Annotated in this window: 19 protein-coding genes; 11 read left to right on the top strand and 8 right to left on the bottom strand. The window is 74.9% G+C overall.

The window, feature by feature from the left end:
• Window positions 1–81 precede the first annotated feature (81 nt).
• The gene (locus ACIPYS_RS04540) at window positions 82–1,353 is read left to right on the top strand and encodes a globin domain-containing protein (RefSeq protein ID WP_400743036.1); all 1,272 of its coding nucleotides are present in this window, start codon (window positions 82–84) and stop codon (window positions 1,351–1,353) included.
• Window positions 1,354–1,407: 54 nt separating this feature from the next.
• Here ACIPYS_RS04540 and ACIPYS_RS04535 read toward each other — a convergent pair whose 3' ends face one another.
• Both ACIPYS_RS04535 and ACIPYS_RS04530 read right to left on the bottom strand, forming a co-directional pair.
• Window positions 1,408–2,841 carry a selenium-binding protein SBP56-related protein gene (locus tag ACIPYS_RS04535; RefSeq protein WP_400743033.1) on the bottom strand — a complete coding sequence of 478 codons (1,434 nt, stop codon included), beginning with the start codon at window positions 2,839–2,841 and terminating at the stop codon, window positions 1,408–1,410.
• Window positions 2,842–3,023: 182 nt separating this feature from the next.
• Entirely contained in the window at window positions 3,024–3,983 is a 960-nt protein-coding gene (locus ACIPYS_RS04530; RefSeq protein WP_093863476.1) for an alpha/beta hydrolase, read from the bottom strand.
• Between the two features lie 148 nt (window positions 3,984–4,131).
• Between ACIPYS_RS04530 and ACIPYS_RS04525 the strand changes: the two genes are divergently transcribed.
• Both ACIPYS_RS04525 and ACIPYS_RS04520 read left to right on the top strand, forming a co-directional pair.
• Window positions 4,132–5,133 (top strand): spermidine synthase, encoded by a 1,002-nt coding sequence (locus tag ACIPYS_RS04525; protein WP_400743939.1) that lies wholly within the window; start codon window positions 4,132–4,134, stop codon window positions 5,131–5,133.
• A 154-nt stretch (window positions 5,134–5,287) separates the two neighbouring features.
• Window positions 5,288–6,145, top strand: coding sequence for a class I SAM-dependent methyltransferase (locus ACIPYS_RS04520; protein WP_093863477.1), 858 nt, complete (start codon window positions 5,288–5,290; stop codon window positions 6,143–6,145).
• Window positions 6,146–6,368: 223 nt separating this feature from the next.
• Here the strand turns inward: ACIPYS_RS04520 and ACIPYS_RS04515 are convergent, their stop codons facing one another.
• The 3 genes from ACIPYS_RS04515 to ACIPYS_RS04505 are packed head-to-tail and all read right to left on the bottom strand — an operon-like array spanning window position 6,369 to window position 9,916.
• Entirely contained in the window at window positions 6,369–8,222 is a 1,854-nt protein-coding gene (locus ACIPYS_RS04515) for a hypothetical protein (protein ID WP_400743029.1), read from the bottom strand.
• Entirely contained in the window at window positions 8,219–8,956 is a 738-nt protein-coding gene (locus ACIPYS_RS04510) for a hypothetical protein (protein ID WP_400743026.1), read from the bottom strand. Before ACIPYS_RS04510 ends, ACIPYS_RS04515 begins: the two co-directional genes overlap by 4 nt.
• Complete coding sequence (locus tag ACIPYS_RS04505; protein WP_400743024.1) at window positions 8,957–9,916, bottom strand: hypothetical protein; 960 nt, start codon at window positions 9,914–9,916, stop codon at window positions 8,957–8,959.
• 434 nt (window positions 9,917–10,350) lie between these two features.
• On the opposite strand from ACIPYS_RS04505, the gene ACIPYS_RS04500 reads away from it, so the two are divergent.
• Together ACIPYS_RS04500 and ACIPYS_RS04495 are read left to right on the top strand one after the other, a co-directional pair.
• Window positions 10,351–11,025, top strand: a complete 675-nt coding sequence (locus tag ACIPYS_RS04500) for a DedA family protein (RefSeq protein WP_093865352.1) — start codon at window positions 10,351–10,353, stop codon at window positions 11,023–11,025.
• Between the two features lie 232 nt (window positions 11,026–11,257).
• Window positions 11,258–12,157: a Gfo/Idh/MocA family protein gene (locus ACIPYS_RS04495; RefSeq protein ID WP_400743021.1), complete on the top strand. Its 900-nt coding sequence runs from the start codon at window positions 11,258–11,260 to the stop codon at window positions 12,155–12,157.
• 50 nt (window positions 12,158–12,207) lie between these two features.
• Here ACIPYS_RS04495 and ACIPYS_RS04490 read toward each other — a convergent pair whose 3' ends face one another.
• Window positions 12,208–12,741: a DUF2199 domain-containing protein gene (locus ACIPYS_RS04490; RefSeq protein ID WP_400743018.1), complete on the bottom strand. Its 534-nt coding sequence runs from the start codon at window positions 12,739–12,741 to the stop codon at window positions 12,208–12,210.
• A gap of 61 nt (window positions 12,742–12,802) precedes the next feature.
• On the opposite strand from ACIPYS_RS04490, the gene ACIPYS_RS04485 reads away from it, so the two are divergent.
• Window positions 12,803–13,222 (top strand): helix-turn-helix transcriptional regulator, encoded by a 420-nt coding sequence (locus ACIPYS_RS04485; protein WP_093863481.1) that lies wholly within the window; start codon window positions 12,803–12,805, stop codon window positions 13,220–13,222.
• Window positions 13,223–13,232: 10 nt separating this feature from the next.
• A complete protein-coding gene (locus ACIPYS_RS04480) occupies window positions 13,233–13,649 on the top strand; it encodes a VOC family protein (protein WP_093865354.1) in 417 nt (138 codons plus the stop codon).
• A gap of 191 nt (window positions 13,650–13,840) precedes the next feature.
• Here ACIPYS_RS04480 and ACIPYS_RS04475 read toward each other — a convergent pair whose 3' ends face one another.
• Window positions 13,841–14,938 (bottom strand): hypothetical protein, encoded by a 1,098-nt coding sequence (locus ACIPYS_RS04475; protein ID WP_400743015.1) that lies wholly within the window; start codon window positions 14,936–14,938, stop codon window positions 13,841–13,843.
• Between the two features lie 154 nt (window positions 14,939–15,092).
• Here ACIPYS_RS04475 and ACIPYS_RS04470 point away from each other — a divergent pair, with 154 nt between their 5' ends.
• The 3 genes from ACIPYS_RS04470 (at window position 15,093) to ACIPYS_RS04460 (ending at window position 18,938) form a co-directional block, all read left to right on the top strand.
• Window positions 15,093–16,193 (top strand): phosphotransferase family protein, encoded by a 1,101-nt coding sequence (locus ACIPYS_RS04470; protein WP_400743012.1) that lies wholly within the window; start codon window positions 15,093–15,095, stop codon window positions 16,191–16,193.
• Window positions 16,194–16,196: 3 nt separating this feature from the next.
• The gene (locus ACIPYS_RS04465; RefSeq protein WP_400743010.1) at window positions 16,197–17,408 is read left to right on the top strand and encodes an acyl-CoA dehydrogenase family protein; all 1,212 of its coding nucleotides are present in this window, start codon (window positions 16,197–16,199) and stop codon (window positions 17,406–17,408) included.
• A gap of 216 nt (window positions 17,409–17,624) precedes the next feature.
• Window positions 17,625–18,938, top strand: a complete 1,314-nt coding sequence (locus ACIPYS_RS04460) for an alpha/beta hydrolase family protein (protein WP_400743007.1) — start codon at window positions 17,625–17,627, stop codon at window positions 18,936–18,938.
• 33 nt (window positions 18,939–18,971) lie between these two features.
• On the opposite strand, the gene ACIPYS_RS04455 is transcribed toward ACIPYS_RS04460, so the two are convergent.
• Window positions 18,972–19,397, bottom strand: coding sequence for a helix-turn-helix domain-containing protein (locus ACIPYS_RS04455; protein WP_093863485.1), 426 nt, complete (start codon window positions 19,395–19,397; stop codon window positions 18,972–18,974).
• Between the two features lie 128 nt (window positions 19,398–19,525).
• On the opposite strand from ACIPYS_RS04455, the gene ACIPYS_RS04450 reads away from it, so the two are divergent.
• A complete protein-coding gene (locus tag ACIPYS_RS04450; RefSeq protein ID WP_400743002.1) occupies window positions 19,526–20,392 on the top strand; it encodes an NAD(P)H-binding protein in 867 nt (288 codons plus the stop codon).
• The last annotated feature ends 336 nt before the right edge of the window (window positions 20,393–20,728 follow it).

The raw sequence follows: 20,728 nt of genomic DNA, 5'->3' as shown, positions 1-20,728 counted from the left end.
GCCGGCCGCCCATCGGGACGGTGAACAGCACCGGTCCGACGGGTGACTGACGAGGTGTCAGTGCTCGTTAGGCTGCCCGGCATGGACACCACCAGCACCACCGCCGAGTACGACCGGCTGATCGCGCGACACCATGCCATGCGGCTGCGCCGACAGATCCTCGCACCGGCGCCGTCCTTCTCCACCGCACCCCAGGACGCACCCTCGCCGCCCGGCGCCGACGGCCGCAGCGGCTACGACGGGGCGGCCGACCGCCGGCTGATCCTCCGGGACCTGGCCCTGGTAGCCCCGTTCGACGAGCTCATCGACCACCTCTACGCCCGCATGTTCAGCCACCGCCCGTTCCTGCGCGCGCTGTTCCCGGAGTCCATGGAGTTCCAGCAGGCCCACCTGGAGCGGATGTTCGAGTACGTGATCGAGCGGCTGGACCGGCCGGACGAACTCGCCGAGACCCTCGCCCGGCTCGGCCGCGACCACCGGAAGCTCGGTGTCCGGCCGGTCCACTACGAGGCCTTCGAAGAGGCGCTCCGCGAGGCGGTCCGGTACCGGGCGGGCTCCCGGTGGCACCCCGGGCTGGAGGCGGCCTGGGTGCGGATGCTGCGCTTCACCGTCCGCTCGATGGTGGCGGGCGCCGAGGCGGCGCTCACCGAACCCCCGTACTGGCACGCCACGGTGGTCGGCCACGAGCGCCGCCGCCACGACCTCGCCGTGCTCCGGGTGCGCACCGGCGAGCCCTACCCGTACCGGGCCGGACAGTACGGGACGGTCGAGCACCCGGCCCTGCCGCACACCTGGCGGCAGTACTCGATGGGCTGCGCGCCGCGTGCCGACAACGAGTTGGAGTTCCACGTCCGGCGCACCGGGCCGGGCGGGGTGAGCGCGGCGCTGGTCGGGAGCACCGTCGTCGGCGACCGCCTCCGGCTGGGGCCGCCGCGCGGCACCCTGATGCCGGAGGACGACACCAGGGACCTCCTGCTGGTGGCGGGCGGCACCGGGCTCGCCCCGATGAAGGCGATCGTGGAACGGCTGGCGGAGCACCGCCCGCGCGGACAGCGGGTCCACCTCTTCGTCGGCGCGCGGAGCCGGGACGAGCTCTACGACTGGCCGGCGCTGGCCGAACTCGGCCTCCGCAAGCCCTGGTTGGAACTCGTCCCGGTCACCGAGGACGGCGGGGCCCCGATCGCCCCCGGCGGTCGGCTGGCCGAGGCGGTCGGCCGGGCCGCCGACTGGTCCGAGCACCGGGCCTGTGTCAGCGGACCGGCGGGCCTGGTCGACGAGGTGCGCACCCGCCTGGCCGCCGCCGGGCTGCCCGCCGCCCGGATCCACCACGACCCGGTGCTCGGCCGGTTCTGAGCAGCGGTCCGCGCTCGGACCGGCCGGTGCTGCCCGCCGCCGTCGTCGCCGCCGCTACCGGTAGCAGTAGGAGTCCGAGGAGGCGTCGCCGCCCGCCAGGTGCGTCTGGTGCACCCGCAGCCCCCGGAACTCCGCGCCGTGCGGGAAGAAGCGGGGGTCCACGGTCAGCCCGCCGGTCTCCGGGTCGGCGTCCAGCTTGACGATCCACGGCTCGATGCCGTCCGGGTAGAACTGATCGTCCCACGCGCCGTAGAGCGAGTTGGTGAGGTAGACCCGCCGCCCGTCCCGGCTGATCTCGACCATCTGCGGCGCGCCGCTCAGCGGGCGCCCGGGCTCGGCCGGGTGGGGGGTCCTGGTCGTCACCCCGCCCAGCCGCACCGAGGCCGTGAGCAGCGGGTGGAACGGGTCCGACACGTCGTACTGGAGCAACTCCCCGGTGCCCCAGGCCGAGACGTACAGCCAGCGGTCGTCCACCGACAGGTTGATGTCGGTCACGAGCGGCGGCACGGCGCCGAAGGGCTGGAGCACCGGCGGCAGGTCCTCGGCCTTCGCCGGTTCGGCCGGTATCTCGATCACCTTGCGCGCGGTGAACGCCTCGCCCTGCCGGTACCAGAGCCAGACCGAGGCCGAGAGGTCCTCGACATTGGTGACCACCCCGGCGAAGCCCCATTCGGCCTGCGGGTCGTGGGCCGGGCGCAGCTCCAGCACCATCTGGTACTGGTCGCCGAGGTCGATCCGCTGCAGGTGCCGCCCGGTGTCCAGCTCCCAGAAGTGCAGCGCGTGCCCGTACTTGCGGCCGAGCAGCAGCTCCGGCACGACCCCGTCCTCGACCATCCACGGGGTGCCCCACTCGCTGGTGACGCCCACATTGCTGCCCAGGTGCCACCACACGTCGTAGGAGAAGTTCTGCGAGCCGCGCTCCGTCTCCCAGGGGCGCAGCACGTCGAAGGTGGTGTGGTCGAGCACGGCGACCCCGCCGGGTCCGTCGCCGCCCGCGGCCGCGCCGAGGCAGGACAGGAAGACGCCGTCCGGCCCGCAGTGCAGGGTGTGGGGGCGCGAGTAGCCGGCTCTCGCGGCCAGCTCCTCCGCCGCCACCGTCTTCACCAGTCTGGGCCGGACCGGGTCGGGCCGGGTGTCCAGGACGTGCAGCCGGGACGACCGCAGCCCCGGCAGCAGCAGGTAGCGCCGCTCGGGGTTCTCGTGGCAGGCGTGCGCGAGGGCGCTGGAGCAGGCGTTCCAGCCGAAGTGGTGCAGTTCGTCGCCCACGTCGGGCATCTCGGTGAAGTTGAGCACGCGCCCGTAGCTCGGCGACGCCGGGTCGGTGTCGACGGTGATCAGCGCGTCCGGTCGCTGCGCCGACCGGTCGAACCCGGCGACGTAGGCGAGCTTCTCCGGTGGAGCGGCGATCGCCTCGGCGGGCGTGCGGTACAGGGAGGGATCGCTGTGTCCGGACGGGCGGTCGTCCTGCGGGCCGTGTCCATGCGGCATGCTGGCTCCTCAACTTGCCTGCTCGGCAAGGTAAGTGACAATGGCCCGGGTAGCCTTGCACGGACTCGCGGGCGCACAGCAGGCGCACGGGGAGCGATCGGGGGGCCGGGGGCGGCGCACCCCCGACCCCCCGAACGGATCTTCGGTCCGGCCCGAACGGATCTTCGGTCCGGTGCGTCGTGTCAGTGCACGGCGAGCGGGAAGTACGCGCCCAGCCAGCGGTCGAGCTCGGTGAACACCTGGGTGCGGGCGGTCTCGCCGGACAGCACCAGGTCGTGCATCCCGCCCTTGATCCGGACGATCGTCACATGGCGGCCCAGGTGCGGCCCGGCGGCCGCGATGTCGTCGGCGCGCAGGACGGCGTCCGCGTGGTGCAGCGCGGCGTGCCAGCGGGTGGTGGCGATCGAGGCGGTGGAGGCCATCAGCAGCACCGGCACGTCGATGCCGAGCCCGCGCCGCACCTCGCGGTGGCCGCGCTGGATCGCGGCCAGCCAGCCGGCGAACAGCGGCACGCCCTCGGCCGGCTTGAGCTTCAGGTCGAAGTCCCACTCGCCGCGGAAGTCCCGGTGCAGGCTGTGCACGTAGTGCGGGTTGAGCGCGGACGGCAGGACCCGGGTGGGCGAGAGGCGGGCGATCGCCTCCAGGGCCGGGGCGCCGAGGGTGCGCACGGCGGGGGAGGCCGGCATGGTCAGGAACGGGCTGTTGAGGAAGAGCCCGTCGACCAGGCCGCGCCCGGCCCGGCGGCCCGCCCACAGCGCGGCGATCAGGCCGCCGGTGGAGTGCCCGTTGACCAGCAGCCGGCCGTGGCCGTCCTGCTCGCGGATGATCCGCACCGCCTGGTCCAGCTCCTCGTCGTAGGCGGTGAGGTCGCGGACGAAGTTCGGCGAGTGGTGCGCGCGCAGCGAGCGGCCGTACTTGCGCAGGTCGATCGCGTAGAAGGAGAAGCCGGCGGCCACGTAGTGGTCGGCGAGGTGGGTCTGGAACCAGTAGTCGTTGTAGCCGTGGATGTAGAGGACGGCCTGGTCCGAGCCGGGGACCAGTCGGCGGACCAGCGTCGCCGTGACCTCGCCCTCCTCGTCCGGGCGCAGCGGCAGCTCGGCCGCCTCGTAGGGGGCACCCAGGATGTCTTCGCGGAACTCCATGGCCACTCGCACCCAATCTCTGGTCGGACTCCGGTCGGAATCGCGGGACGCCGGGACCTCGGCGCCCGGACCCCCTGACGATACCGGCCGGTAGCCTCGGGCGTGACGGCGACTCGGGCCCGCCGCCTATGCTGCGGACATGCCCGAGATGCCCGACCCGACCGCCGCACCGTCCGAGGACTCCCCGGCCGACGAACGACTGCCCGTACTGCGCGAGACCGACCTCGGGCGGGCGAAGCTGCTCCCCGACGTCGACCACGACGGCGGCTGGCTGCTGACCCTGGACGACACCCCGCAGTCGTACGTCGACCTCGGCGACCCGACCTACCTGGAGTTCGAGTACACCCGGCGCCTCGGCCACCTCGTCGACGCGCTCGACGGGGCCGGGAACGGAGCCGAGGACGGGGCCGGGAACGGGGCCGAGGACCGGTCGGGCGACGGGTCGGACGACGGGCCCGGTGGTGGGCGTGGCGACGGGCCGGGCGGCCCCGGACGCCCGGTGGACGCCCTCCACCTCGGCGGCGGCGCCCTGACCCTGCCCCGCTACCTCGCCGCCACCCGCCCCGGCTCGCGCCAGCGCGTGGTGGAGGTGGACGGTCCGCTGCTCGACCTGGTCGAACAGCACCTCCCGTGGCAGGGGCCCGGCGTCGACATCACCGCCGAGGTCGGCGACGCCCGCGAGGCCCTGGCCGTCCTGGCGCGGACCGCGCCCGGCAGCCTGGACCTCGTCGTCGCGGACGTGTTCCACGGCTCGCGCACCCCCCGCCACCTCACCTCGGTGGAGTTCCTGCGCCTGGCCGCCGCCGTACTGCGGCCCGGCGGCCTCTACGCGGCCAACCTCGCCGACGGCGCCCCGCTCGCCTTCGCCCGCGCCCAGACGGCGACCCTGCGCGCGGTCTTCCCGCAGACCTGCCTGATCGCCGAGCCCCCGGTGCTGCGCGGTCGCCGCTACGGGAACATCCTGCTGGTCGGCTCGGCCGGACCACTGCCCGTCGCGGACCTCGTCCGGCGGCTGGCCGGGGACATCTTCCCGGCCCGGCTGACCGACGGCGCCGACCTCGCGGCCTTCGCCGGCCGCACCGCCCCGGTCACCGACGCCACCGCCACCGACTCCCCGCCCCCGCCGGACGGCGCGTTCAGTGTCGGCTGACCGGCGCGTGGAAGCGCGGCCCGGCGCGCCGGGCGGACGCACCCCGGCTTCACGCCCCCGCGGTGTCAGAATCAGCCGCAGTGTCAGAATCGGCGGGTCGTAGGGGGCACGGTCGTCGGGGGCCGGCCCCACCACCCGAGGGAGCGAGCGAGAGATGAGCGGCGCGGAGCGTCCGGACCTGGCGGCGGTGCCCGAGACGGCACTGTGGACCCTCTGGCAGCGGGCCGTCGAGGCCCGTCGGCCGGACGCGCTGCTGCACGACCCCGAGGCCGTCGCCCTCGTCGACCGGATCGACTTCCCGTTCGCGGAGCGCTTCGGCACCAGCGGATGGCAGTCCCGCCTCCAGGCCCTGCGGGTCGGCTGTTTCGACCGCGAGGTGGCCGACTTCCTGGCCCGCGAACCGCGGGGTACGGTCGTCTGCCTGGGGGAGGGCCTGGAGACCCAGTACTGGCGGGTCGACAACGGCCGCGCGCAGTGGCTCTCCGTCGACCTCCCCGAGGCCGTGGAGCTGCGCGAACGCCTCCTGCCCCCCGGGCCGCGACAGCGCTGCCTGGCCGCCGACGCCACCGACCTCGCCACCTGGGCCGAGGCGGTGGACCAGGACCGCGCCGTCCTGATCACCGCCCAGGGCCTGCTGATGTACCTCGCCCCGCCCCAGGTCCGCGACCTCGTCGCCGGCTGCGCGGAACGCTTCCCCGGCGGCTCGCTCGTCCTGGACGCCGTCCCGCGCTGGTTCGCCCGCCTCACCCGGGAGGGGAAGATGCGCACCCCCGGCTACCAGGCGCCCCCGATGCCGTGGGGGATGGACGCCCGCGAGCGCGACAAGCTCCGCACCGCGAGCCCGGCCGTCACCGCCGTCCGCGACGTCCGCCCCACCGGCGGCAGCGGCCTCGCCGCCGCCCTGCTCCCGTTGGCCCTCACCGTCCCCCCGCTGTCCACCCACCGTCCGACGGTCACCGTCCTGGACTTCGCCGACGGCCCGGCGCGGGACACCGGGGACAGCGGCGCGTAGTTCCGCCGCCGCGACGCGCGCAAGCCCTCCAGGTACTGGTCGGCCTGCTCCGCACCGTTCCTGATCCTCCGGCAGGTCCGCTGCTTCCGGGCGTTCTCGTTCGCCCGCACCTGCCCGGCGAGGTGGTCCTGGAGGTACTTCCGGCAGACGGCGGCCGCCGCCCGGGCGTCGGGGCAGGGCGGCGCGGGGCGGGGCAGGGCGGCGCGGCGCGGGGAAACGCGGTTCAGGGCGTCGGGCTGAGCTCCAGGACGAAGACGCCGGCGGTTGTCGTGGTGGCGTCGAAGGCCCGGCAGGCGATCACCGCGTGATTGACGCCGGTGGCCGCCCGGACCAGGACCAGCCGCAAGCCGTCGGCGTCGGGGGCCGGGCGGAGGTCGGCGTCGGTCCAGACGGCCGTCGCGCTCACCTCGGTGGTGGTGTGCTTCTCGCCGTGCAGACCACCGGTGCGCCGCAGGGGCGGTTCGCCGGTGTCGTCGGTGAGGGTGCCGTCGGCGGCCAGGGTCCACCGGGCACCGGAGAGCCGGTCGGCGACCTCGTCCACGAGCTGCCGGGGCGTGCCGAGCAGGGGTTCGGCGGACACCACCCGGGCGGTGCGGAAGGTGCCGGGCGGGACGGCGGCCGGGTCGGTGGCGGGCAGCTCCCCGGCCGCGGTGGCGGGCGCGGGCAGACCGGTCGGCCTGGCCGGTGCCGCGGGCGGGGACGGCGTCGGGCAGGCGGTGGCGGTGGCCATGGCGGTGCCGGTCGGCTGTCCCGTCGGGTCGGTGGCGGGAGGCGGGGCCGCCGTCGCGACCGGGTCGGCCGGGGGAGCCGGGGCCGGGGCCTTCGCCGCGACCGGGTCGGCCGTGCTGCCCCACGGCGCCAGGGCCACGGCCAGGACCAGCGCCGGTACCAGGACGGCGGTCGCGTAGGGTCCGGGCGACAGCCTGCCGCCGGGACGGCCGTCCGGTGCCCAGAGCCGGGGCCAGACCGGTGCCAGCAGCGGCCACACGGCGAGGACGGCCAGCACGGCCCACCACTCGGGACCGGCGGTGACCTGGTGGTCCGCCAGCGACAGCGCCCGCCCGGCGGCCCGCTCCCACGGCACGTCCAGCAGCCGGTACGCGACCGTCGCGCCGGCGACGGTCAGCAGCAGGTCGGCGAGGAGCGCCAGGGGCAGCAGCGCCACCAGCAGCAGCTGCGCCGACGGGCTCCCGGCCCGGCGCGCGAACCAGCGGCGGAGCCGCGCGGGCGGGTGGTGCAGCGCGGCCAGCCGGCCGGTGTCGGCCTCCTCCACCGCGGCCAGCACGCGCAGCAGTTCCGCGCCGCCCTGTGCCGCCCCGCCCCGTGCGGCGGCGGCGTGCCGGTCGGCCGCGAGCTCGGCGCTCCACAGCGCGCCGACCGGCAGCAGCAGTACCTCCGGCACCCGCAGCAGCACCAGCACGACCTGGGCGAACATCAGGTGCGCGGACGGTTCCCCCGACACGAGCAGCAGGCCCGCCGGCAGCAGCCCGCACAGCGCGAAGACGTAGGGCCAGCTCCGCAGCAGGGCCACGAACGGGCTGCCGAGCCCGGCGACGTGCTGCTCCCCGTTGCGGTGGTGGCCGAGTTCGTGGAGCAGCAGGGTCTCGGCGGCCGCCCGGTCGCGGCGCCAGAGCACGGTCAGCGGGACGAAGACGGCGATCCGGGTGGCGCGCGGCCCGGCGGGGTAGACGCGGGCGGTCAGGTCGGAGCGGGTCGGGCTGACGCGCAGTTCGACGCCGGGCGCCCGGTCGGCGAGGAACCGCTGGATCTCGGCGAAGGGCTCCCCGGGAAGGGGCCGTCGCAGGTCGTGGCGCCACTCGGTGAACCGGCACCGCAGCCGGGGCAGCGGCAGGGCGAGGATCCCGGCGAGCAGGAACGCGGTGGGGGCGAGCTGGGCCACGGACAGTGCCAGCAGCGCGCGGAAGCCGCCGGTGGTGGTGACCTGTTCGGGGTAGGCGCCCAGGCCGAGGAGGTCCTTGGCCTGGGCGGTCCACCAGGTGACGGTCGCCGGTACCTGGGACAGGTAGAGGCCGGTCAGCAGCCACAGCCAGGGCGGCGGCCCGGGCGGACGTCTCACCGGGTGTTCCCGGGGTCTTCGGTCCCGCTGTCGGGGCTGTCGGGGCTGTCGGGGCGGCCGGAGCGGCCGGAGCGGTCGTCCGGTTCGGGCCCCGGCACGGGCGGCGGGTCGGTGGCCCGTCCCAGGCGTCGGCGGCCGAACGGTCGACGCCGGGGACGGACCGTGGGCTCGGGGGGTTCGGCGGCGACCAGCCGGTCGAGGAAGGCCGCTGCTTCGTGCCGGTCGGGACTGTTGAGGAGTCCGGCCAGCAGCTCGCAGGCCAGGCGGTCGGCGTCCGGCGGCGGCACTCCCCGGGACCGGAGCCGGGCGCCGAGCCGGGCGGTGGCGTGCACGGCCGCGGCGGTCGGCTCCCCCGGCCCGCCACCGGGGTCGGGGCCGCTACGGCTACCGGTGCCGGGGTCGGGGCCGGTGCCGGGCGGCCCGCCGAGGTCGGACCGCCGTCGCAGGCTGACCAGCAGGGCCGTCGCCGAGACCAGGTTCCCGAACTGCGCGCTGCCCAGCACGTCCCCGACCTCGCGGGCCGCGTAGGCCAGCGCGTCGAGCAGCTGCGGCAGGACGGTGACCAGCCCGCCGCCGATGCCGCCCGGGGTGTGACCGGCCCGGCGGTAGAGGTCCCGGCGTGCCCTGCCCCCGGCCGCGTAGGCGAGGGTGATCGACGGGGCGAGGTCCCGCTCGTCCGGGGCCGCGATCACCGCGACCCGCGTCCCCCAGGCGGCCAGCCCGGCCGCGTCCACTCAGCGGCTCCCGCTGAACTCGAAGGTGAACTCGACCAGGCCGTCGTCGGAGGCGCCCTTGGCGGTCAGCGAGGTGCTGGTGGCGGTCAGCTTGCCGGAGAGGCTCGCGCCGACGGCCACCGAGTGCGGCATGCCGCCCGGGAGGGTGCCGAGCTCGGGCCGGCACGGCACGAGCAGGGTGGCCCAGTTGATCAGGTTGAGGGCGGCGGCCTCGCGCACGTGGTTGTCGGTGAGCTGGCCGCGCAGCGTGCCGCTGTCCCAGGACAGCTTCCAGTAGGTCAGCAGGAGCTGTCCCGAGCTGGTCGCGACGGCGACGGACGTGCCCAGGCCCACCGCCCCCGTCTGCCCCGGCGGGCCGACGGAGAGAACCAGCGCGAAGGGGTTGTTCTCGCGCAGCCCGCCGGCCTCCCGGGGGCGCTCGACGGACAGCGTGGTGGCCATCGAGTACGTCTGTGAGCCGGCGGGCCGCCGGGCGCCGTCGAGCGAGCAGTAGTCGTACAGCTGGACCGTGACCCGGGCGGTGCCCCGGTACTGGCCGCCCCAGAGCGAGGACGCGCCCCCGGCGGGCGGGGCGGTGGTGGCGGGCCTGGTGGCCGCGGGGGTGCTCGGCCGGGTGGTGGGCGTTGCGGCGGGCCGGGTGGTGCTCGGTGCGGCCGGGGGTCTGCTGCTGGGGCGGACCGGGCTCGGGGCGGCCGTCGCGGTCGGTACGGGCTCGGCCGGCCCGGTCGGGGAGGGGGCCGGAGGACGGGTCGGGGTCGGCGCCGGGGCCCGGGTGGTCGGGTCGGTCGTCGGGACGGCCGGCGCGGTGTCGGACACCGACGGTCCGGCCGAGGCGGTGTCGAGGGTGTCGGCGACCGGGCTCCCGCCGTCGCCGCCGCACCCGGAGACGAGGGCCAGGGCCAGGGCGGCGGACGTGGCGGTGAGGGCGGCGCGCTTGCGGATGTTGCGGGCACGGATCATCACGGCGTCCCCCAGTGATATCAACTGCCTTGTTGGAAAAGGAGGTTAGACCCGGAAGGGGGCGAGGGAAGCCGGTTCGGACGGCGTTCGGCGAACCGTGACCAATCCGATTCGGTGGCGTGCGCGAGCACGTCAAGCGGGGTCCGGGCTTCGCCCGCCCGCGCGGCCGCCGGTCGCTCCGGCGTACGCCCCGGCGGAGACCCGGTTCCGCGGATCGCCCCGGGCACGGAACCGCCGGGCCGCCCCGCACGTCGTACGCAGGGGTGATCGGCCGAGGGGACGGGCCGCCCGGCACGTTAGGCTGCCCTCTCGGGGAGCGGCCTGGCGCCGCCATTCGGACGACTGTCGAGACCGGCGCGCGAGCCGCGGGGACCTGATCGGGACCTGGGCGGGCCTGCCGCGGGTCTCGTCCTGCCACGGAGGTACTGGCCTTGCTGCACATCGACGCCTGGATCGAAGGCGTACCACCGGGCGCGGTGTACGCCCTCGTTGCGCTGATCATCGGACTGGAGTCGCTGGGCATCCCGCTCCCCGGGGAGATCGCCCTGGTCTCCGCCGCCCTGCTGTCCGCGCGCGGCGTGGTCAGCCCGGTCTGGGTGGCGGTCTGCGCGATCGCCGGCGCGATCATCGGCGACTCGATCGGCTACTCGATCGGCCGCAAGGGCGGCAAGCCGCTGTTCGAGAAGCTCGGCCGCAAGTTCCCCAAGCACTTCGGCCCCAGCCACCTGGCCAGCGCCGAGCGCTCCTTCCAGAAGTGGGGCATGTGGGCCGTCTTCTTCGGCCGCTTCATCGCCCTGCTGCGCATCTTCGCCGGCCCGCTGGCGGGCGCCCTGAAGATGCCGTACTGGAAGTTCCTGATCGCCAACGTGCTCGGCGGCGTGGTCTGGGCCGGCGGTACGACGTGGCTGGTCTACCAGGTCGGCAAGGTCGCCGAGCAGTGGCTGTCGAAGTTCTCCTGGATCGGTCTGCTCCTCGCCGTCGCCGTCGGCGCGTTCTCGGCCTGGTTCATGAAGCGCCGGGCCGCCAAGGCCGCGCACGCCCTCGAGGCCGAGGACGCGGCGAAGACCGTGGACGCGGCGCCGACGGTTTCCGCGCCCGCCGCCGACTGACGGCCTCGCGCGCTCGCCCGCTCGCCGGCGCCCGGCGCCGAGCTGTACGAGCTGTGTGAGCCGTACGAGCCGACGAGCCGTACGAGCCGCTGCCCGGAGCTTCTGCTCCGGGCAGCGGCGTCCGTGCCCGCACGGAACCGCAGGCCCGTGGACCGCAGAACCGTGAACCGCACGACCGCGGGACCGCACGACCGACACCCCACCAGCACGCGAAGAGAAAAGTAGGAGCACCATGCGGATCGGACTCCTGGGCACCGGCACCTGGGCGGAGCGGGTGCACGCGCCCGCCCTCGCGGAGCACCCCGGCGTCGAGTTCGCGGGCGTCTGGGGCCGTCGCCCCGAGGCGGCCGCCGCGCTCGGCGAGAAGTACGGCGTCCCCGGCCACACCGAGCTCGACCGGCTGCTCGCCGAGGTCGACGCCGTCTCGATCGCCCTGCCGCCGACCGTGCAGGCGGACCTCGCGGTGCGCGCCGCCGAGGCCGGCTGCCACCTGCTGCTCGACAAGCCCGTCGCGCTCACCGTCCCCGACGCCCGCCGGGTGGTCGAGGCGGCCGAGGCGCACCGGGTGGCCTCCGTGGTGTTCTTCACCGTCCGCTTCGGTGGCGAGCAGCTGCCGTGGATCGAGGAGCAGGCCGCCGTCGGCGGCTGGTTCACCGGCCGCTCGGACTGGCTCGGCTCGGTCTTCGTCCCCGACTCCACCAGCGCGTACGCGGCCTCGCAGTGGCGCAAGGACAAGGGCGCGCTCTGGGACGTCGGCCCGCACGCCCTCTCGGTGCTGCTGCCCGTGCTCGGCGACGCGACCGCCGTCACCGCCGTGCCCGGCCCGCTGGACACCGTGCACCTGGTGCTGCGCCACGTCGGCGGTGCCTCCAGCACCCTCACGCTGAGCCTGACCGCGCCGGTCGCCGGTGGCGGCACCGCGATGGAGCTGCGCGGCGAGGCCGGCACCGTCCGGCTGCCGGAGCGCGGGGAGGGCCCGCACGCGGCCTTCCACCGCGCGCTGGACGCGCTCGCGACCGCCGCCCGCACCGGCGAGGCCCACCCCTGCTCGGCCGCGTTCGGCCTGCGTACGGTGGAGATCCTCGCGGCCGCCGAACGTTCGCTCGCGGCGGGCACGACCGTCGACGTCTGAGGCGACCGAGGGGCCGAGGAGCCGCCCTCGGCTTCTCGGCCCCCAACCGCTCAGCCGCCCAGTAGCTGGTCCGCGAACGCGCGCACCCGCTCCGCCGTGATGCCCTCCCGCTGTTCCACCGCCAGCGGGTGGTCGGTCGGCTCCAGCTCGATCAGCGGGCGCAGGCCGACGGCCCGGGTGTGCACCTGCGTCTTGAGCAGCAGGGTGGACTCGGGGTAGACCGGCAGTTCGGTGACCAGCCAGCCGAAGTACGGGGGCTCCTGCTCCCGGGCCGGGTCCTCCCACGAGTCGTGGGCCCGGGCGAAGTTCGGTTCGCTCAGCGACACCCAGACGCCCCACGAGAAGGTCTCGCCGGTGTCCCGCACCGGTATCTCGATCAGACCGTGGACGTAGAACTCCCGGCCCTTGATCACGCACTGGTCGGGGGTGAGCTCGCTGTCCCGGCGCCGGGCGTAACGCGGCTTCCAGCCCGTCGGGGCCGGGGAGCCGTAGGAGAGCGGCGGCCCGTCGTGCTGTTCGGCGCAGCAGGCGCAGGTGTGACCGGCGGCGGCGTCATGGTGGGCGGGGCTGTGCGCGGAGGACATGGCGCAGAGCATGAACGACCTGGTCGGAGCGGTTGTCGCCGCCCTGTGCGAGGGTGGAGGGGTGATCCTGGAGGACCTCGTCCGGCTGCGCCGGGCTCGTGACGCGATGGACCGCGACTACGCGCTGCCGCTGGACGTGCCGGCGCTGGCGCGGGTGGCGCTGATGTCGCCGGGCCACTTCTCGCGCAGCTTCCGGGCCGCCTTCGGGGAGACCCCGTACAGCTATCTCATGACCCGGCGGATCGAGCGGGCCAAGGCGCTGCTGCGGCGTGGGGACCTCTCGGTGACGGAGGTGTGCTTCGCGGTGGGCTGCACCTCGCTGGGGTCGTTCAGTTCGCGCTTCACCGAGCTGGTCGGGGAGAGCCCCAGCGCCTACCGGGCCCGGGACCACGAGGACGGCGCCGCGATCCCGGCCTGCTACGCGAAGCTCTACACCCGACCGGTCAGGAACGGAGAAGCGCGTCGTCCGCCCCGCCCGTAGCGTGAGGCGCATGGACATCAAGCTTTCACAGTGCTTCATCGCCGTCGACGACCACGACAAGGCGCTCGCCTTCTACCGCGACATCCTCGGCCTGGAGGTGCGCAACGACGTCGGGTTCGAGAACATGCGCTGGGTGACGGTCGGCGCGCCCTCGCAGCCCGAGGTGGACATCGTGCTCGAACCGCCGCTGGCGGACCCGAACGCCTCGGAGGCCGACCGGCAGGCCATGGCTGAGCTGCTGGCCAAGGGGCTGCTGCGGGCGGTCATCTTCGCCACCGAGGACTGCGACGCGACCTTCGAGCGGATCCGCGCGGCGGGCGGCGAGGTGCTCCAGGAGCCGATCGACCAGCCGTACGGCGTGCGGGACTGCGCCTTCCGCGACCCGGCCGGGAACATGCTGCGGTTCACCCAGCGGAAGCCGAAGTAGGACGGTGCCCCGCTGAGGGGCGGAGGCTGCCCGAGGGCACTTTGCAAAGTCCTGGCGCACTTTGCAAAGTGCCCTCGGCGCCCACCCCCGACGCCCCTCCTCGCCCGACGACCGGCGAACGGGGAGGTGCCTCGGCACCTCGGCGCGCCCGCAGATCAGCCCGCGGATCAGCCCGCGGGTCAGCCCGCGGGTCAGCCCGTGTTGCCGCCCTGCGGTCGGCGGTCGGCGGGGCGGGCCGGGGGGATGACCGGGGCCCGGAAGTCGCGCGGGCCGCTCCACAGTGCCGGGACGGCGTCGCTGCGGCGGGCCAGCTCGTAGGCCAGCGGCTCGTAGTTCACCCGCCACCCCTGGAAGTGCGGCCACGCCTCGTGGGCGGGCCGTTCGTGGGGGAAGCCGGCCGCGGTGATGAGGGCCACGGCGGCGTCGAACTCGGTGTAGCTGAGGCGGATCGCGGTGTCCGGGGCCGGATCCGGGTCGAAGTCGACCCGCATCGAGCGCCCGATGTCGCGCAGCGCGGTGAACCCGGCCCGGAGCACCAGCCGGGCCTCCGGCGGTGCGCTGCGCGGGCTGATCGCCAGGTGGACGGCGGCGGCGTCCATGACGGCGATCAGCCCGACCACCCAGCTGCGGTTGGGCTGCGGGGAGCGGAAGGAGATCAGCACCGGGTAGTTGGAGTGGCTCTCGCCGAGGTCGGCGGCGAGGCGCTCCCAGTCCCGGTAGAGCTGGGGGAGGGCGGTCTCGGTGTCCACCAGGGACTGCCGGGCGAGCAGTTCCGGGCCCCAGGCGGGCTCGCCGGCCCGGGACTGGAGCAGGGTCACCTCCAGTTCGCGCCGGTTGTAGGCGGCGTAGAGGGTGGGCAGGTACGCGATCTGCAGGGCGATCACCAGCGGGCCGCTGGAGGCGGCGATGAAGTCGATCACGGAGAGGTGGAGCCGGTCGCCGCTGGCGAAGCCGAGGGTGAAGAGGCTGGAGCCGGCCTCGCGGAAGGACACCGACCAGTCCAGCCCCGAGGTGCCGTGCAGTATCAGCGTGTAGGAGATCAGCATGCCGCCGAGCCAGACGGCGAGCATGCCGGTCAGCATCAGCGGGGCCAGCCAGGTCTGGGCCCGGTCCTGCGCGCGGTAGGTGCCGAACGGCGCGGCGGCGAGTCGCAGTGCGGTGCGCAGGGCGCGCCAGAGACCGTGCACCAGGGAGCTGTACAGGCCGCGCGGGACGACGAGCGTGCGCAGGATGCTGCCGATGGTGAGCAGCAGGAGCAGCACGCCGGCGACGGTGTGGATCAACCTCATGGCGCTCATTGTGACGTCCCGTCGGCATTGACACGGCACCGCCGTCGGCTGAATGCTGAGCAAGCGCTTAGTCAGGGCTTGGCCGATGCTTGGCCGGCGCTTGGTCAGTGCTTGGTCGTCGACGACGCGGTCGGCGGACGGAGGGAGAGTGCCCGTGCCGGAGAGCAGGTCGGACAGCACACCGGAGAGCAGGTCGGAGCCCGCACCGGAGCCAGGTCCGGAGCCCGCCTCGGCGTCGCCGCAGGGGCTGGACCTGGGGCGATTGCGCGACCACCTGGAGCGCAGCCTGCCCGGTACGGTGGCCGGTCCGCTGCGGGCGCGGCTGATCGAGGGCGGCCGCTCCAACCTCAGCTACCGGCTCACCGACGGCGTCAACGACTGGGTGCTGCGCCGGCCGCCGCTCGGGCACGTGCTCGCCACCGCGCACGACATGGGCCGCGAGTACCGGGTGATGACGGCGCTGCGCGGCACCGGGGTGCCGGTGCCGGAGACGGTCCACCTGGACCCGGGTACGGAGGTGCTCGGCGCCCCCTGGTACCTGATGGCCTTCGTGCCCGGCGTCGTGCACCGGGACGCCGAGGCCTTCGGCGCGCTCGGCAAGGCCCGGGTGCGGGCGGTGGGCGAGGCCCTGGTGGACACCCTCGCGACCCTGCACCGGATCGACCCGGCGGCGGTCGGCCTGGCCGGATTCGGCCGTCCCGACGGCTACCTCGAGCGTCAACTGCGGCGCTGGTCGACGCAGTTGGAGGCATCACGGAGCCGTGACCTGCCCGGCGTCGACCGCCTGCACGAACTGCTCACCGCCCGGCGGCCGGCCTCCCCGGCCCCGGCCCTGGTGCACGGGGACTACCGGCTCGACAACGTGCTGCTCCAGGAGCACGACGGGCGGGACGTCATCGGCGCCGTCCTGGACTGGGAGATGTCCACCCTCGGCGACCCGCTCACCGACGTCGGACTGCTGGTGATGTACACCGAACTGGCCGGTGTCGGCGGCGGACTCGTCCCGGCCGCGGCCACCGCGCCCGGCTTCCCGCGCAGCGCCGAACTCGTCGACCGCTACGCGCGGTCCACCGGCCGGGACGCCGCCGAACTCGACTGGTACGTGGCGTTCGCCGCCTACAAGCTCGCCGTCGTCGCCGAGGGCATCCACTACCGGTTCCGCCAGGGCCGAACCCTCGGCGCCGGGTTCGAACGGGCCGGCACGGCGGCGCCCGTCCTGATCGAGCACGGCCTCACCACGCTGAAGGGACACTGACCGATGGACTTCTCCTACGACCGCCGCACCCTCGAACTCCGCGAACGGCTGGAGGAGTTCATGGACCGGCAGGTGTACCCGGCCGAACCGGTGCTGGCCGCCCAGCTCGCCGACCCGGCCCGGCCGCGCTGGGAGATCCCGCCGGTGGTCGCCGACCTGCGGGTGGAGGCGCGCAAGCAGGGGCTGTGGAACCTCTTCCTGCCCGGCGAGCACGGCGCCGGACTCACCAACCTCCAGTACGCGCCGCTCGCCGAGATCACCGGCCGCAGCCCGCACCTCGCCCCGCCCGCCCTCAACTGCGCCGCCCCCGACACCGGGAACATGGAGCTGCTGGCCGGGTTCGGCACCGCCGAGCAGCGCGAACGCTGGCTGGAACCGCTGCTCGACGCCCGGATCCGCTCCGCCTTCGCGATGACCGAACCCGACGTCGCCTCCTCCGACGCCGCCAACATCGCCACCCGGATCGTGCGCGACGGCGACGAGTACGTGGTCGACGGCCGCAAGTGGTACATCAGCGGCGCGATGAACCCCGACTGCCGCCTCCTGATCGTGATGGGCAAGACCGATCCCGGCGCCGAGCCGCACCGGCAGCAGAGCATGGTCCTGGTGCCGCGCGACACCCCCGGTGTCACCGTACGGCGCGGCATGACCGTCTTCGGCTACGACGACGCCGACCACGGCGGCCACGCCGAGGTCACCTTCGAGGGTGTCCGGGTCCCGGCCGGGAACCTGCTCGGCGAGGAGGGCGCCGGCTTCGCCATCGCCCAGGCCCGCCTCGGCCCCGGCCGGATCCACCACTGCATGCGGGCCATCGGCATCGCGGAGCGGGCGCTCGAACTGACCTGCCGGCGCGTCCTGGACCGCAGCGCCTTCGGCGGACCGCTCGCCGAGCAGGGTGTCGTCCAGGACTGGATCGCCGAATCCCGGGTCCGGATCGAGCAGTTGCGGCTGCTGGTGCTGAAGACCGCCTGGCTGATGGACACCGTCGGCAACCGCGGCGCGCACACCGAGATCCAGGCCATCAAGATCGCCACACCGCGCACCGTCGAATGGATCCTGGACAAGGCCGTCCAGGCCCACGGCGCCGCCGGTGTCAGCCAGGACACCCCGCTCGCCGCCCTGTGGGCGTTCAACCGCACGATCCGGATCGCCGACGGGCCGGACGAGGTGCACAAGCGCTCGCTCGCCCGGCGCGAGCTGCGTCGCTACCGCTGACGGGGCGCCGCCACCGCTGACGGGGCGCCGTCGCCGCTCCGGTGCCGGGCGGCCGCCGCCCCCGGTACGCCCGCCCGGGTCGTGCCCGAGTAGTACCCGGGTATGACCCGGCGGGTTGGCTCCGCGGTATGACGTCCACGCACCGCCCCGGCCCGTACTGTCGCCGTACGGGCCGGCCGGCGGACGGCGGGCCGCACGCCACGGGGAGCTGGGAGCATGCGCGAGCGGGTGCAGGGACGAGCCGCACGGGGCCACGGACGGGGACTGCGGACCGGCGTCGCGGTCGCCCTGGCGGCCACGGCCGTGCTGGGCGGCGCCGGGGCGGCGACGGCCCCGGCGGAGGCCGCGCCGGCGGTCGCCGAACGCCTGGCCAGGGCCGGACTGCCGCAGCCCACCGGCCCGTACGCGATCGGCACCACCGCGCTGCGGCTGGTCGACCACGGCCGGGACGACCCCTGGCAGCCGGGGCGGGACCGGGAGCTGATGATCAGCGTCTGGTACCCCGCCACCCGCCCCGTCCAGGCCGACGGGCGTGCCCGCTACATGGAGCCGCGCGCCGCCGGGCACTTCGGCGGCCCGGACGGCGCCGGCGTCTTCAACTACCGGACGGATCCGGGCCGCACCGACTGGTCCGGGGTCCGCACCCACGCCGGGCAGGACGCCCCGGCGCTGCCCGCCGCCCGGCCGCGCCCGGTGGTGCTCTACTCGGCGGGGCTCGGCGACCCCCGCACCTGGGGAACCGCGCTGGTCGAGGACCTCGTCTCGCGCGGATACGTCGTGGTCACCGTCGACCACCCGTCCGACTCCTCCGAGGTGGCCTTCCCGGACGGCCGGCTGACCACCTCCGTCCTCCCCGCGCTGGCCGGTCAACCCGGCCTGGACATCGGCGCGTTGCTCCGCAAGGCACTGGCGACCAGGGTCGCCGACACCCGCTTCGTGCTGGACGAGCTGGCCGCGCTGCGCACCGACCGTCGGCTGCCGCCCGCGCTGGCGGGATCGTTGGACCTCGACCGGATCGGCATGGTCGGCCACTCCGCCGGCGGCTTCACGGCCGCCCAGGCCATGCACGACGACCCCCGGATCAAGGCGGGCGTCAACCTGGACGGCCAACTGCACTTCCCCGGCCCCGACGGCACCGGGGTGCACCTGAGCAGCGTCGCCGAGGACGGCCTGGACCGCCCGTTCCTGCTGATGGGCACCGAGAGCGAGGACTCCGGCGGCTACCCGGGCCAGCCGGGCTGGGCCGCGTTCTGGCAGCACACCCGGGGCTGGAAGGCCGATGTCACCCTGCTCGGCTCGCAGCACGGTTCCTACACCGACGCGCAGTCGCTGCTGCCCCAGCTCGCCCGCCAGGGGGCCGTGCCGGAGGAAGCCGTCCGCGCGGACATCGGCGACATCCGGCCGGAGCGGGCGGTGCTCGCCACCCGGGCCTACGTCGGCTCGTTCCTCGACCGCTGGCTGCGCGGCCACGACGACCGCCTCCTGGACGGGCCCTCGCCGCTCTTCCCGGAGATGCGGTTCGAGCGCTGACACGACGTCAGCTCCGCTCCCCATATCGGTGATTCAGCGAATCTCCGAGCCCGGATTGGCGTCGTCCCAGCTCTGCCGCGAGTCGACGATCGCGTCGTGGTGGTCGTACGACCAGTCCGCCATGGCACGCACCAGATGGGTCAGGCTGTGTCCGAGCGGAGTCAGCTCGTAGTCCACCTGGGGCGGGATCGTCGGGTGGACGGTGCGCGAGACCAGGCCGTCGCGTTCCAGCCGGCGGACCGTCAGGGTCAGCATCCGCTGCGAGATCCCCGGCACACCGCGCTGGAGCTCACGGAACCGCCTTACCCCCTGGGCGAGTTCGACCACCACCAGGACGGTCCAGCGGTCGCCGAGCCGGTTCAGCAGGTCACGGATGCCGCAGTCCTCACCGTCCTCGCACCAGACCACCGGCCGCGCTCCCTCGGCCGGGGTGGTTACCCCGGTGTGCCCCACTGACATCGAAGTGCCTCCTTATGTCGAACGCCCAGGTTATCGAGGATGGAGACCGGGCCGCCGAGCAGGGCGGCCGGGGCCGGGCGGACGGACCGCACGGCCGGTACGGGATCGACAGGACTTCCGGAGGAACCATGCTTCTCGTCACAGGTGTCAACGGCGGACTCGGCTCGCTGGTCCTGGAGCGCCTCGCCGAACGGCCGGGCGGGCCGGAGGGCGTGGTGGCCGGCAGCCGGACGCCGGAGCGCGTGCGGACGGCCGGCGTGCCGGTGCGCGAGGTCGACTTCGACCGGCCGGAGACGCTGGCCGAGGCCTTCACCGGGGTGCGGACCCTGCTGCTCGTCTCGGCCGGCTACGGCGAGGACGACGTGGTGATCGCGCGCCACCGGGCGGCGATCGAGGCGGCGGAGCGCGCCGGGGTGGAGCACGTCGTCTACACCAGCCTCTCCGGCGACGGCGACCACCTCCCCTACGCGCTCGCGCACCGCTGGACGGAGCGGCGGCTGCGCGAGTCCGCCACCCTGCGCTGGACCGTCCTGCGCAACGGCCTCTACGCGGAGCTGCTGGCCGTCCTGGCCCGGCCGGACGCGGACGGCGTGATCACCGCGCCGCTCGCCGACGGACGCCTGGCTGCGGTCGCCCGGGAGGACCTCGCCGAGATCGCGGCGAAGGTCGCGTCGGCACCGGCCGAGCACGCGGGCCGGGTCTACGAGCTGGTCGGCGAGGAGGCGGTGGGCGGCGCCGAGGTCGCCGCGGCACTCACCCGGAGCACCGGCGCTCCGGTCGAGTACCGCCCCGGCACCCTCGCCCAGGCGCGGGCGGGGATCGCCGCCGCGGGCACGGCGTCCTTCCAGGTGCCCATGGTGGTGGGCACCCTGACGTCGATCGCCCACGGCTTCCTGGCCGGCCCGGGCAAGCCCGGAGACCTCGCCGCCCTGCTCGGCCGGGCCCCGCGGCCGGCCCTGGACGTCGTCGTGGCGGGCACCGACGCGTCCTGGTGACGCGGCCGGCCGACGGCGGCCGGTCAGAGCTCCGTGGAACGGGCCTCGGGGGCGCAGGACTCCACGTCCCCGGGCACAACCACGCTGTTCCCCGGGCGCGTCACCGCAGCCGGACCGGCACCGCCGGCCGACAGTCGCCGCCCTGACGTGCATCGTCAGTGCGTCGATTCCACGCGGACCGGCGAAGGGCGCGCGCCGTGGGGCGAGCGCCGTTACGCGCTCCCGTTCACCCGAACGCGCGGAGGCGAGCATTCACTTTCGGTGCTTCACTGCCAACTGAGCGCGATTTCCGTCTCACTCCGCCGGGTCCCTAGGGGCTCGTCCGAAAGGCTGCAC

It is taken from the genome of Kitasatospora sp. NPDC089913, assembly GCF_044748625.1.
Classification (GTDB): Bacteria; Actinomycetota; Actinomycetes; order Streptomycetales; family Streptomycetaceae; genus Kitasatospora.
The sequence above is the reverse complement of the archived record's forward strand: the minus strand, read 5'-3'. Positions and strand labels throughout refer to the sequence as shown.